The sequence below is a fragment of the Streptomyces sp. NPDC001108 genome, from assembly GCF_053598535.1.
The window spans coordinates 955,098-967,113 of sequence record NZ_JBSFKL010000001.1; the positions used below are offsets into that span (position 1 = coordinate 955,098).

Consider the following 12,016-nt stretch of genomic DNA (forward strand, 5'->3'; position numbering starts at 1 on the left):
GTTGCTCGCCGTTGCGGCGATCGTCCCGCCGCACGTCCCGGGCCCGCAGGCGAACGTCAGCGGCCGGCCCGTGGGACGGCGGGAAGACGCTCAGCGCCTCGTCTCGTACCTGGTCATGATCACGCCGTCGGGCAACGCGCGCGTTTCCACCAGGTTCAGGTTCACCCAGCTGTCCAGAGTGGTGAAGAACGGCGTGCCGCCGCCGACCAGGACCGGATGGGTGGCGATCACGTACTCGTCGATCAGTCCGGCGCGCATGGCCGCCCCGGCGAGTGTCGCGCCGCCGATGTTCATGGGTCCGCCGTCCTCGGCCTTGAGCCGGGTGATCTCGGCGATCGCGTCGCCGTTGACCAGGCGGCTGTTCCAGCCGACCTCGTCGATCGTCGAGGAGAACACCACCTTCGGTGTGTCCCGCCAGTTCCGCGCGAACTCGATCTCCGCCGGGGTGGCGTGGGGCTGCTGGTCGCCGGTCGGCCAGTAGGAGCTCATCGTCTCCCACAGCTTGCGCCCGTACAGCGACAGTTCGTTCGCCTGCTCGTGTTCGAGCCACCACCGGAACAGCTCCTGGCTCGGCGGTCCGCTCCAGCCGATGTCGTCACCGGCGGCGGCGATGTAGCCGTCCAGGGTCAGGTTCATGCCGTAGATCAGTTTCCGCATGGTCAGCCTTTCGTCCGGAGTGTCCGGCGTATGGACCGGCGTGGCGCGGGAAAGTCATCGGTGCGCGATCCGGGCTCGCCGCTGGTCCTCGTACTCGGGCTTTTACCCTGGCTCAGTCCTGGCTCTGCGTGGCGTGCTCGACCGGCCCGCTCGCCCTCGCGGGGAGCCGGGAAGGGGCGTACGGTGCCGGTCGGAAGATCCCGAGGATCCAGGACTCAGCCGTTCTGGGACGGTGCCCAGCCAGGGGCCGGATCCTCGGTGAGCAGGGGCCGGAGCGCGCCGAGAACCGCGCCGACGCAGATGTCCCGCAACTGGGTGCGGGTGCAGGTCTCGTGGGTGAGCCAGTCGACGCAGAGGACCTGGACGAAGACCAGCCAGCTCCTCAGGACGCCCGAGACCGCCTCGCGCGCGCCCTCGTCGGCGAGAGGCAGTACGGCCAGCAACCGGGAGCGGAGCGCGTCCAGTTCGTTCGTCATGATCGTCTGGATCACGGGGTCGCCCGCGAGGACCCGGTTCGCGGCGAGGACGGCGTGGCGGTTGGCCACGAAGTAGTCGAGATGGACCTCCATGCCCTGGACGAGCTGTTCCACCAGGGAATCGGCGGGGTCGAGCCGGGTCTCGGCCAGCAGCTGATCCGCGGCCTGCTGGTAGACGGCCGCGAAGAGCGCGTGCTTGGTGGGGAAATGGCGGTACAGCAGGGCACGGGAGACGCCCGCCGCTTCGGCGACCTCCTCCATCAGGACTTCGTCGTACGGATGTGTCGCGAAGAGCCGTGACCCGACTCCGAGGAGCTGGGCACGGCGGTCGGCGGGGTCGAGCCGTTGGCGGGGAGGCACGGAGGAAGGCTACTTGACATGTGTCTACTAGCGCATCCAGTCTAGTAGACACATGTCAACTAGACGCATGCCGATCGGGCTGGACCGGCAGGGTTCGGAGGGGTCATGGCGAATGTTCTGCGCGTGCTGACGCGGTTGATGGGCTGGTCCTGCGTGGCGATCGGTCTGTATCACGTGCTCCTGGGGAACGCGGCGATTCCCGGGGCCGGCTCGGCCGGTCCGACGATCGACAGTTGGGGCCGGTTCATGGGGGCCAGCTTCGTCGGCTACGGATTGGCGTGGCTGTGGGCCGCGCGACAGCGCCCTGTTCCGGCCCGTGCGGTGCGATGGCTGGCGGGAGTCTTCCTGCTGGGTGGCGTGGGGCGGCTGCTCTCGCTGGCCGAGCACGGCCGGCCGCACTGGTTCCAGATCGTGCTGACCGTGCTCGAACTCGCCCTGCCCCCGGTCTTCTTCTGGCTGGCCGACGCGGAGGAGCGGCCCCGGCACGGCGGGCCGGAGGTCGCGGCGGCCGGGCGGTGAGCGGCGTGCGCGTACGACCGCCGGGCCGACCCTGTCGCGTGGCCGCGCCGATCCGCAGGGCCGTTCCAGCGGCTTGACCTCAACCATTGTCGAGGTTGTTGGGTGGGTGAGGGCGCCGGACGCCGCCACCACCTGAACGATGTCGATACGGAGAGGACACCGCCATGACGAGCGGCATTCTTGTAGTGGGGACGATTTCCACCGAGGACCAGGACGCGGTGATCGGTGTGGTGAAGGGCCTGGAGGAAGCGTTCAACGCGAAGGACCCGGTCGCGCTGGGCGGGCAGTACACCGAGCGCACGTCCTGGACCAATGCGAAGGGCACGCGCCTCGACGGCAGGGAGGAGATCGCCGAGTTCAGCGCTGTGGCGATGAAGAGCTTCCTGAGCGACTCCTTCGCCCGGTACGACGTGGTCAAGATGCTGGCGGTGGCCCCGGACGTGATCGCGGTGAATGTGGTGCAGACCCCCCTCGACAGCGCGGGCGACGCTGTCGACGGCCCCGGGGGAGCGGCGCTCTACGTGGTCGCCAAGCGGGCCGACGGCTGGTACATCGCGGCGGGCCAGAACATGGCCGTCGACCGTACGGGGTGACCGCCGGACCGGGGCCGGTTTCCGGGGGAGTCGGCAACAGGGTTCAGGAGCCCGTCCCCGCCTCGGCGCGCAGCCAGTAGAGGCCGTCCGCCCGGTCGACGATGTCCAGCTCGACCAGGTAGCGGCGGATGGCCACATGGTCGGTGCCGGAGCCCTCGCTCCACTGGCGCAGGATGTCGTTGACCGCCTGCTCGGGGTAGCGCTCGCCGGGGCGGAAGGCATGCTGGGCGAGGTGGGTTAGAACGGCGCGGCGGCGGCCGATCCGGGAGGGGAGGCCGAGCAGCCGGTCGCCGTCGACGAAGGTCCGCAGCAGGGAGTCCGTACCTCGATTCGGTTCGTCCGACGCGTCGCTCGTCGTCCTCGTCCATCGCGTGCAGTGTTGTCGACGAGGGAGAGGCGCAGGTACTCGTTTTCGTGCTCCGCGGCGGGCTCGGCGCCGGGCCCGCCGCCCTGCCGCCCCTGGCCGAAGCAGCGGTGGGGAACCGTCGTGCACAGCGTGATCGTCAGATCCAGATGTGACTGAAGTGACGCCAGTGCTGACCGATGACCATAGCGAGCTGATCTCCGACCTGTCCGGAATCGTCTGCGACTATCCCTACGTCGATCCGGAGGAGGCCCTCATCGCGCTTGTCGGGGACGCGGCGGAGGCGGTCGGCCGCCAGGACACCCCCGAGGGGCGCCGGGAGCGGACCGGGTACGTGATCCTCCTCTACGCGACCTGCTGGTACGCCTCGGCCAGGGTCTTCAACAAGTCCCTCTTCACGTCGTACACGGAGGTCCTGGACGGCTTCCGCGACACGCTCGACCCCACGGTCTGTACCTGCCAGGCCGGGGCCCACCCCACCGGCCTGGACTCGGAGTACGGGGTCGAGGCCGGGGTCAGTCTGCTGACCGGGGCCGGGCGGTCGGTCCTCGCCGAGGACTACGACCTGGAGGACGAGGACCTGGCGGTGTTCGACTGCGAGGGCCTCCTCGCGGAACTCGCCGACCGGGCGGCCGACCGGATGAGCGAGGCGTACCAGGAGATCTTCGGCAGCATCGATGTCTCCTCTCTCGACGCGCGGTTCCTCGGTGAGGGCGGCGGTATCGACATCGTCGCCATGCAGGAAGCCATCCAACGTACGTGGGAGGGCAACGCCGGCCCGGTCGCGCTCTGGTCGGCCCGGCGCCTCCTCTCCGGACAACTGCGGGACACGGAGCGGCTCGGAGTGTTCCTGTGCCTGTGGATGGGGGTCGCCCAGTCGTACGGGGGACTGCCACCGTCCTACGCTCGGGACCTGGCCGCCGCTTTCGCCACCGTCGACCCGGACGTCAGCTGCGACCACCCGAAGCACCCCTGGTCCGCCGTGGACAGCACCACCCGGAGCCGGTCCCGCGCGGTGCTCCACCTGTACGCGCCGGACGATCACCCGGACACTCCCGTTCCGGCCGAGCTGTCCCTCCGTGAGCTGTGGGAATGCCCGGTGCAGTACGCGGAGTTGGCGCGCAGCGCACTGGCGGACATCGCAGGCTGGCGCGGCATGCGCGGCGGTGACGGGGAGGACTGGGAGGACTGAACACCTCTGCCGGGCCCGGGGACGCTCCGGAGCCCCGTCCCGGGCCGGGGTCGATCCGGGGCCGACCCCGGCTGATTTCCGGACCGGTCCCGTCCCGGGCCCGGAACGGCAAATGAGGTCGCCACCGCTCGGTTCTCCAGGTAGTTCTTGACCATGATCTCCAAACCCGAACAGCTGCTCCCCGGTACGCGCCGCGCCCTGCTGCACCGCATCGCCGTCGCACAGTCGGAGGGCCGCGCGCCCTCGCTCGTCGCCGCCGTGCAGCGGCAGGGGCAGGTCGTCTGGAGCGGCTCCCGAAGCTGCGTGGACGGTCATGCCCCGGACGGCGACACCCAGTTCAGAATCGGCTCCCTCACCAAGACCTTCACCGCGGTGCTCGTGCTGCGGCTGCGCGACGAAGGTCTGCTCAACCTGGACGACCCGCTGGAGAAGCACCTCCCGGGCACCGACGTCGGTAACGTCACGGTCCATCAGCTGCTCGGCCACAGTGCGGGGCTCGCTGCCGAGTCCCCCGGTCCCTGGTGGGAGCGGACGCCGGGCGCCCTGCGTCCCGAACTGCCCGATGTGCTGGGCGAGCAGACCCGTATGCACGTCCCGGGCCACCGGTTCCACTATTCGAACCCCGGCTACACGCTGCTGGGCTCCCTGGTCGAGGAAGTCCGCGGAACGAGCTGGGAGCAGGCGCTGCGGAACGAGATCCTGGAGCCGCTCGGTATGCACCGCACGAGTCTCCAGCCGGAGGCCCCGCACGCGGGCGGCTGGGCCGTGCACCCCTGGGCCGATGTCATGCTGCCGGAACCGGCCGAGGACCTCGGGCTGATGGCCCCGGCCGGGCAGCTCTGGTCCACGACGAACGACCTTCTGCGCTTCGCGGCCTTCCTGATGGAGGGGGACGACCGGGTCCTCTGCGCCGACTCCGTGGAGGAGATGCGGAAGCCGTCCGCGCCGACCGGGCCAGGTGACTGGCAGTCCGGTTACGGTCTGGGGGTCCAGCTGGCCCGGGACGGTGACCGCACGCTCTTCGGGCACACCGGCTCACTGCCGGGGTTCCTGGCCACGCTGTGGATCAGCGCCGAGGACGATGTGGCGGCCGTCGCGCTCACCAATACGACGGCGGGGCTGGCGATCGGCGAGGTTGCCGCCGAGCTCGTCGGGATCGTGGCCGAGGCCGAGCCCCGTATCCCGGAGCCCTGGCGCCCGCTGGCCGAGTCCGAGGTGGACACCGATCTCCTGGCGCTCACCGGCCCCTGGTACTGGGGCACGCGCGCGAACGTGCTGCGGCTGACGCCGGGCGGCGGGCTGGAGATCGCACCGATGCGCGGTGCCGGTCGCGGCGCCCGGTTCGTCCCCGAGGGCGACGGCACCTGGACGGGGCTGGACGGCTACTACGCGGGGGAGATCCTGCGGGTGGTCCGGAACGACGACGGCAGCGTCAACCATCTCGACCTGGGGTCCTTCGTCTTCACCCGGGAGCCGTACGACCCGGCTGCGGCCGTTCCCGGCGGCGTGGACGCGAGCGGATGGCGCGGCCTGGGCGACTGATCGCGCGTTTCACGTGGAACGCTCTGTTTCACGTGAAACGGGAGTCCTGTGCCGAGCCCGGCCGTACGGGGCGGTGCCCGGCCAGGCGTTCCGCGACGACGGATCCGCAGGCTTCAGGAGGTCAACTCCCGCTCCAGCGGGGTTCGGAAGCGCGGTGTGATCCGCGCCGGGCCCACCCACCGGGAGAACCGGGATGCTTCGGCCTCGATCGCGGCGGAAGCATCCCGGCCGACATCGGAGAGCAGCCGCCAGACCGGCTCACCGTCGGCCCGCTGGGCCCAGCCGCCCACGATCCGACCGTTCCACCACACGGACGGGCCGATATTGCCGGACCGGTCGAAGAGGGCTTCCCGGTGCTCGGCCGGAAGATGGAATCCCCGGTCGGCCCAGCCCATCGCGCTCGGGTCGAGAGCCGGGAGCAGCGCGGCCCAGGGCTCGGTGGCCGGTTCCGGGTCCAGGTCCTCCGGCAGTACCCATCCCGTGGTCCCGCCGTCCAGGAGGACCCGCTCGGCATCGACGGCTGCCAGGGCCGTGCGCACCTGACCCAGGGACCAGCCCGTCCACCACTTGAGGTCGGCCTCGGTCGCCGGGCCGTAGGAGCGGAGCCAGCGCCGTGCCAGCTCCGCCCGTGCCTGCTCGGGCTCCTCGACGGGCCAGGGTTCGGACACCGTCCAGCGGAACTGGCTGGAGGTCCAGGAACCGCGTGGGCGATCCCGGCGGATGCGCCCCTCGGCTGCCAGGACCCGGATGACACGGGAGGCGACCCCCTGTACGGTCTCCGCCCTCTTGCCCGGAAAGATGGTGATCTTCGTACGCAGCACGGTGACGGCGGCGGAGAGTTCGGAACCGGTGGCGGTCCCCCGGTCGGCGAGTGCGGCGAGGGTCTGCCGCTCGGCATCGGCCAGCCAGCGCTCGTCCAGGCCGTTCCCGTCGTCCGCCAGGTGCTTGAGCAAGGTCCTGCGCTCCTTGGCGGCCACCATCCGGGCGTTCGTGGCGTCGACACAGGGGGCGAGTTCCCGGTCGACGACGAAGAGCGTGTTCCGCATGGAGAGCTGGCGGACCAGTGAGACGTCCTCGTAGAGGGCCTGCTCCACCGGGGCCGTGCCCGCCTCGGCCAGCCGCGCACAGGCGGAGAGGTAGACGGTGGCGGCGTCGGTGGCGTGCAGCGCGACGACCGCCCTGGCCACGGACACGGGGGAGGCGGCCCGTGCGGACGTGGCCAGAAGGTGGCGCCGGCCGAGCCGGATTCTGCGTTGCTCGTCGCTGATGCGGTACACGGCCGGCCTCCCGGGTCGACGGACGGAGTCAGAGGGCGAGCTTGAACCCCACGTGACTGCCGGTGAAGCCGAGCCGCTCGTAGAAACGATGGGCATCGGTCCGCTTCGCGTCCGACGTCAACTGGACCAACTGGCAGCCCAGACGCCGGGATTCCTCCACTGCCCATTCGATCAGCAGGGTACCGAAGCCGCTGCCGCGCTCGTCGGCGCGGATGCGTACGGCCTCGATGATCGTGCGGGTCGCGCCGCGCCGGGAGATTCCGGGGATCAGCGTCAGTTGCAGGGTGCCGACCACCCGGCCCTCGCGTACCGCGACGACGAGCCGCTGGTTGGGGTCGTCCGCCAACCGCTGGAACGCGGCGAGGTAGATGCCGAGGTCATCCGGTGACTCACGCTGCTCGCCCAGCGGATCCTCGGCGAGCATGGCGACGATCGCCGGAATGTCGTCGGATGTGGCGGGTCGTATGTCGAGTTCGGTCATGATCGGCAGGGTACGCAGGTCACGCGGGCGGGGCTGGACGCACCGCCCGCGTGGACGTCGATGGATCAGCCCGTCGCCACCGTCAGCGGGGCGTATCGGCGGGTCCAGTCGCCCGGAAGATCCGGGGCTCCGAGCGTCATCAGCGTGGTCGCGGAGGAGGGCAGCAGTCCGCGCCGCTCCAGTCGGTCCAGCAAATCGCCGTGGCGTGCGTCGATGTCCGCGCGCAGCGGCAGATCCGTGGCCGCAGCGAGTGCGGCGACGAGCGCCTCGGCGGTGTCCGTGTCGGGGGCGATCAGTGGCCCGACCACATGGACCCGGCCGCTCGGCCAGAGCGCCGCGTACCCGACGATCTCTCCCCGCACCCGTGCGACCCGGATGTGGTCGGCGAAGGCCGGGAGCCGGGCGAGGAGATGGGTCCGGTCGGTACCGAAGACCTTCGAGTCCAGCTCGATCATCGCCCGCAGGTCCTCCGCCGTGGCCGGGAGAACGGTCGCGTCGCAGGGTTGCTCACCGCCCGGCAGATAGCGGCCGGTCACGCGCTGGGCGCTGCCCACGACCGCGAAGCCCAGCTGTTCGTAGAGCGGCTGTCCCGCAGTGGTCGCGTAGAGGCTGAGCGGCGTGCTCCCGTGCTCGGCGAGCACCCGGTCCATCAGATGCCGGGCGATTCCCTGCCGCGCGTACCGGTTCGCCACGAGCAGCATGCCGACGGCGGTCAGGTCCGGGCCGTAGGAGGTCACCACACAACTGGCCATCAACCCCTCGCCTCCGGGGTCGTCCATCCCGTAACCGGTTCCGGCGGCGAGGAGCAACCCCCACCTCCGCTCGTCACGTGCCCAGCCGCGGTCTTCGCAGAGATCGGCACAGGCGACCAGGTCGCTCCGGGTGAGGCGCCGGACGGGCAGTTCGGCGAGCGGGCGGGGCAGTGAACTGGGCATGAGGGCCAGGCTTACCGACGTGGCATCCGCGCGTCCACCCCTTTACCGGTTCCTGGTGATTGAGCCGTTTCACGTGAAACAGGCAGCTTGGAACGTGCGGCGGGCGCCTGGCGGTGGACGTCGCCGTGCGTACTTCCCGGCGCCGCCGCTCCTTCGGCCGGAGGATCAGGCGCTTGGCGTGCTCCGGCCGGGACACGCCAGGCGCTGACCGGAGCCCCGGCCGGAGCATCCGCTGCGACCGCCCCGGCGGATCAGCGGCCCTCGGAGCATCAGCCCAGGTCGGGCGCGTGCATGGCGCGTACGCCCTCGATGTTGCCGTCCAGGTAGTGCCGCAGCGACAGCGGGACCAGGTGGACGGCGGCGATCCCCATCCGGCTGAACGGCACCCGGACGATGTCGTACTCACCGCAGGGATCCTCGATCTCGGGGCCGTGCCGCCGGGACGGATCCATCGACTCCAGCCGGCAGACGAAGAAGTGCTGGACCTTGACGCCCTTCACCCCGCCGCCCTCGATGTGCTCCACCGTGTCGACGAAGCAGGGGACCACATCGGTGATCCTCGCGCCGAGCTCCTCGTCCACCTCGCGGTGCAGGGCGTCGACCACGGTGGCGTCCTCGGGCTCGACCCCGCCGCCCGGTGTGAGCCAGTACGGATCGACCCCCGGCTTGGTGCGCTTGATCAGGATCAGGTCATCGCCGTCGAGCAGGATGGCGCGTGCGGTGCGCTTGACCACAGGGCGTTCGGTCATGGCAAGAGAGTGGCCCGCCCGACCGGTTCTGAAACACCGGGGGTGATGCCGTGCCGCCCGCCCGATGTGCGGCAGGGCGAGCGAGCCGGCCCGCGCGCGGCCAGGAAGCGGGTCCGCAGCAGAGGCAGGCTCACGCCCCGCCCTCCCGTCCACGCGACGCTCCAGGCCCGTCCACGGGCGGATGTCTCAACCGGCCTGTGTCGCCTGCGGCAAGTGCGCCGGTGGAGGGGCGACCAACCTTGTCCATACGGCTCTTCCCCGGGGAGCCGGGGCGGCCCGAGCGATGAGGGGAGAGGCTCGGACCCGCCCGTGCTCGCCTATCCCAACGCGATGTCCAGCGCCCGCTGTACGTCCGCGATCAGGTCCGGAGCGTTTTCGGCACCCACGGAGAAGCGGATGAAACCCTCGGGCACGGCATCACCGCCCCAGCGGGCGCGGCGCTCGGCGGTGGAGCGCAGGCCACCGAAGCTCGTCGCGTCGTCGACCAGGCGCAGCTCGGCGAGAAAGCGCTCGGCCCGCTCGCGGTCGGGCAGGACGAACGACACCACGGAACCGAAGCGTCGCATCTGCCGGACCGCGTTCGGATACGAGGGGTCGGTGGGCAGCCCGGGATACCGCAGCCCGGTCACGCCGGGCCGGTCGCCCAGCACCTCCGCCAGGGTCAGCGCGGTGGCGCACTGCCGGTCGACGCGCAGCTCCAGCGTGGCCAGTGACCGGTGCGCCAGCCAGGCCTCCATGGGGCCGGGGATCGCGCCGACCACCTTGCGCCAGCGCCGCACCCCCGCCGCCAGAGCGGCATCGCGGCAGGTCACATGGCCGAGCAGGATGTCCCCGTGCCCGGTCAGCCCCTTGGTGTCGCTGGCCACCGAGAAGTCCGCCCCAAGCTCCAGCGGGCGCTGACCGAGCGGAGTGGCGAGCGTGTTGTCGACCGCCACCAGCGTGCCGGCCGCATGCGCCGCTTCGACGAGCCGACGCACGTCGCAGACATCGAGGCCCGGATTGGACGGGGTCTCGATCCACAGCAGCTTCGCCCCCTCGAGAACGGCCAACTGGGCATCGCCGCCGGTCGGCGCGGTCCGCACCTCGACGCCGTACGCCTCCAGCTGCTCCCGAACCAGCGGCAGGGCCTGGTAGCCGTCGTCCGGCAGCACGACCACGTCGCCGGTACGTGCCTGGGAGAGCAGTACGGCTGAGATCGCCGCCATCCCGGAGGCGAAGACCGTGGTCTCGACGGACTCCCCCGGCGCCTCCAGCTCGCCGATGGCCCGCTCCAGGAGGGTCCAGGTCGGGTTGGTGTCCCGGCCGTAGGTGTACGGGCCGACGGGCTCGCCGGAGAGGTGGAAGTGTGCGGCGAAGACCGGGCCGGGCAGGGTGGGCTCGAACTGTTCCGGCTCGGGGAGGCCGGCCCGTACCGCTCTGGTTCCGTCGCCTGTGCTGTCCATTCCGCTTCCTCGTTCCTCGTGCGTTTCTCCCCGATGGGACAGTGGCCGCCCGCTGCCGGACGGGGCCGGCTCAGTCGTCGTCGGGAAGGATCATGTTCAGGGCCCACGAGACGATCGAGATGATCAGACCGCCGAGTACGGCGGTCCAGAATCCCGAGACGTGGAAGCTCAGGTCGAGCTTCCCGGCCAGCCACGAGGTCAGCAGCAGCATGCACGCGTTGACCACCAGCGTGATCAGCCCGAGCGTGAGGATGAACAGGGGCAGGGTCAGCAGCTTCACGATCGGCTTGACCACGAAGTTCACCAGGCCGAAGAGCAGCGCGACCAGGATCAGGGTCAGTGCCTTGCGTCCGGTGCTGCCCCCGGACAGCGTGATGTCCTGGAGCAGCCAGATGGCCACGGCCAGCGCCCCTGCGTTGGCGATCGTCTTGACTACGAAATTCTTCATGTGTCTGATCGTGGCAGACGAGATCGGTGGCGGACACCGGCAGCACAGAGGCAAGGGGCACATCGGCCATGAAGGCATTCAGACTGGACGAGCTGGAGGCGGAGCGCGCCGCGAACGACGGCGCGTATCTGCAGTTCGTGAAGGAACGCAACATGTCCGTCGGTCTGTACGCGCTGAACGCCGGTGAGATCGACCCGCAGTTGCCGCACCAGCAGGACGAGGTGTACCTCGTCGTCAGTGGCCGTGGCTCGATCACGGTCGGCATGGAGACCACACAGGTGGGCCGGGGCAGCGTGGTCTACGTACCGGCCGGGGTCGCCCACAAGTTCCACCACATCACCGAGGACCTCCGCGTGATGGTGGTTTTTTCCCCGCCGGAGAGCTGAGCCGGGGAGCCGGGCCGCAGGGCCGGGCCGCAGGATCAGGGCCCGGAGCCCGGCCCGGAAACGGTTTCGGAACCCGGCCGGGGCAAAACGGGGAGGTCACGGCCCGGGGGCCGGTCTCAGGGATCCCTCAGGGATCGATCAGGGGACTTCAAGGGCCGTGGCCCCTCTGGCAGCCCCGTCCGCGCCTCTAGCATCGGAAGCAGGAAATCCGAGGAGAAGAGGTAGGGACGATGGCCATGCGGGAGATCTTCGCGGGAATGCCCTGGTGGGTGAAGTGGATCGCGGTACCGGTGATCGCGATCGTCGTGTTCGGCGGACTGATCGCCAGCGTGATCGGATTCGTGATCGGTCTGCTCTTCAAGATCCTGATCTTCGTGATCCTGGTCGGCGGGCTCGTCTTCGTCGTACGCAAGTTCATGTCGTCCTCCTCGCGTGGCGACTGGTAGGACGATCGGAGACCGGCCGGGATGTTAGCCCAGGTGAGCTAAGTAGCGAGCGAATGAAACATCCCTCGCGGACCCGGCCTATACAGTGACAATTCGCTGTCGCCACCGGTGAGTCAACAGCCCGTCACCACACTGAATCAGTGGGTTCG

15 protein-coding genes are annotated in these 12,016 nt (G+C 70.2%); 6 read left to right on the top strand and 9 right to left on the bottom strand.

Features of this window, described 5'->3' with window-relative positions:
- Positions 1 to 90 precede the first annotated feature (90 nt).
- Both ACWC97_RS04290 and ACWC97_RS04295 read right to left on the bottom strand, forming a co-directional pair.
- Positions 91 to 657, bottom strand: a complete 567-nt coding sequence (locus ACWC97_RS04290) for a dihydrofolate reductase family protein (RefSeq protein WP_450647328.1) — start codon at positions 655 to 657, stop codon at positions 91 to 93.
- Positions 658 to 872: 215 nt separating this feature from the next.
- A complete protein-coding gene (locus tag ACWC97_RS04295; RefSeq protein WP_450647330.1) occupies positions 873 to 1,493 on the bottom strand; it encodes a TetR/AcrR family transcriptional regulator in 621 nt (206 codons plus the stop codon).
- 105 nt (positions 1,494 to 1,598) lie between these two features.
- Between ACWC97_RS04295 and ACWC97_RS04300 the strand changes: the two genes are divergently transcribed.
- Complete coding sequence (locus ACWC97_RS04300) at positions 1,599 to 2,012, top strand: DUF4345 domain-containing protein (RefSeq protein WP_450647332.1); 414 nt, start codon at positions 1,599 to 1,601, stop codon at positions 2,010 to 2,012.
- A 164-nt stretch (positions 2,013 to 2,176) separates the two neighbouring features.
- Positions 2,177 to 2,605 (top strand): SgcJ/EcaC family oxidoreductase, encoded by a 429-nt coding sequence (locus ACWC97_RS04305; protein ID WP_450647333.1) that lies wholly within the window; start codon positions 2,177 to 2,179, stop codon positions 2,603 to 2,605.
- 43 nt (positions 2,606 to 2,648) lie between these two features.
- Here ACWC97_RS04305 and ACWC97_RS04310 read toward each other — a convergent pair whose 3' ends face one another.
- The gene (locus tag ACWC97_RS04310; protein WP_450647335.1) at positions 2,649 to 3,098 is read right to left on the bottom strand and encodes a DUF2087 domain-containing protein; all 450 of its coding nucleotides are present in this window, start codon (positions 3,096 to 3,098) and stop codon (positions 2,649 to 2,651) included.
- A 40-nt stretch (positions 3,099 to 3,138) separates the two neighbouring features.
- Here ACWC97_RS04310 and ACWC97_RS04315 point away from each other — a divergent pair, with 40 nt between their 5' ends.
- Both ACWC97_RS04315 and ACWC97_RS04320 read left to right on the top strand, forming a co-directional pair.
- A complete protein-coding gene (locus ACWC97_RS04315) occupies positions 3,139 to 4,161 on the top strand; it encodes a hypothetical protein (protein WP_450647336.1) in 1,023 nt (340 codons plus the stop codon).
- A 153-nt stretch (positions 4,162 to 4,314) separates the two neighbouring features.
- On the top strand, positions 4,315 to 5,703 hold the full coding sequence (locus ACWC97_RS04320) for a serine hydrolase domain-containing protein (RefSeq protein WP_450647338.1): 1,389 nt from the start codon (positions 4,315 to 4,317) through the stop codon (positions 5,701 to 5,703).
- 113 nt (positions 5,704 to 5,816) lie between these two features.
- Here ACWC97_RS04320 and ACWC97_RS04325 read toward each other — a convergent pair whose 3' ends face one another.
- The 6 genes from ACWC97_RS04325 to ACWC97_RS04350 form a co-directional block, all read right to left on the bottom strand.
- Positions 5,817 to 6,980, bottom strand: coding sequence for a winged helix DNA-binding domain-containing protein (locus ACWC97_RS04325; RefSeq protein WP_450647340.1), 1,164 nt, complete (start codon positions 6,978 to 6,980; stop codon positions 5,817 to 5,819).
- A 28-nt stretch (positions 6,981 to 7,008) separates the two neighbouring features.
- Entirely contained in the window at positions 7,009 to 7,461 is a 453-nt protein-coding gene (locus tag ACWC97_RS04330) for a GNAT family N-acetyltransferase (RefSeq protein ID WP_352274019.1), read from the bottom strand.
- Between the two features lie 65 nt (positions 7,462 to 7,526).
- Positions 7,527 to 8,396 carry a GNAT family N-acetyltransferase gene (locus ACWC97_RS04335; RefSeq protein WP_352274018.1) on the bottom strand — a complete coding sequence of 290 codons (870 nt, stop codon included), beginning with the start codon at positions 8,394 to 8,396 and terminating at the stop codon, positions 7,527 to 7,529.
- A 269-nt stretch (positions 8,397 to 8,665) separates the two neighbouring features.
- Positions 8,666 to 9,145 carry an NUDIX hydrolase gene (locus ACWC97_RS04340; protein ID WP_352274017.1) on the bottom strand — a complete coding sequence of 160 codons (480 nt, stop codon included), beginning with the start codon at positions 9,143 to 9,145 and terminating at the stop codon, positions 8,666 to 8,668.
- 317 nt (positions 9,146 to 9,462) lie between these two features.
- Positions 9,463 to 10,587, bottom strand: coding sequence for a cystathionine gamma-lyase (locus tag ACWC97_RS04345; RefSeq protein ID WP_450647343.1), 1,125 nt, complete (start codon positions 10,585 to 10,587; stop codon positions 9,463 to 9,465).
- Between the two features lie 70 nt (positions 10,588 to 10,657).
- Positions 10,658 to 11,035, bottom strand: coding sequence for a phage holin family protein (locus ACWC97_RS04350; protein ID WP_352274015.1), 378 nt, complete (start codon positions 11,033 to 11,035; stop codon positions 10,658 to 10,660).
- A gap of 68 nt (positions 11,036 to 11,103) precedes the next feature.
- Between ACWC97_RS04350 and ACWC97_RS04355 the strand changes: the two genes are divergently transcribed.
- The gene (locus ACWC97_RS04355) at positions 11,104 to 11,421 is read left to right on the top strand and encodes a cupin domain-containing protein (protein ID WP_450647345.1); all 318 of its coding nucleotides are present in this window, start codon (positions 11,104 to 11,106) and stop codon (positions 11,419 to 11,421) included.
- Between the two features lie 236 nt (positions 11,422 to 11,657).
- Entirely contained in the window at positions 11,658 to 11,867 is a 210-nt protein-coding gene (locus ACWC97_RS04360; protein ID WP_352274013.1) for a DUF5326 family protein, read from the top strand.
- The last annotated feature ends 149 nt before the right edge of the window (positions 11,868 to 12,016 follow it).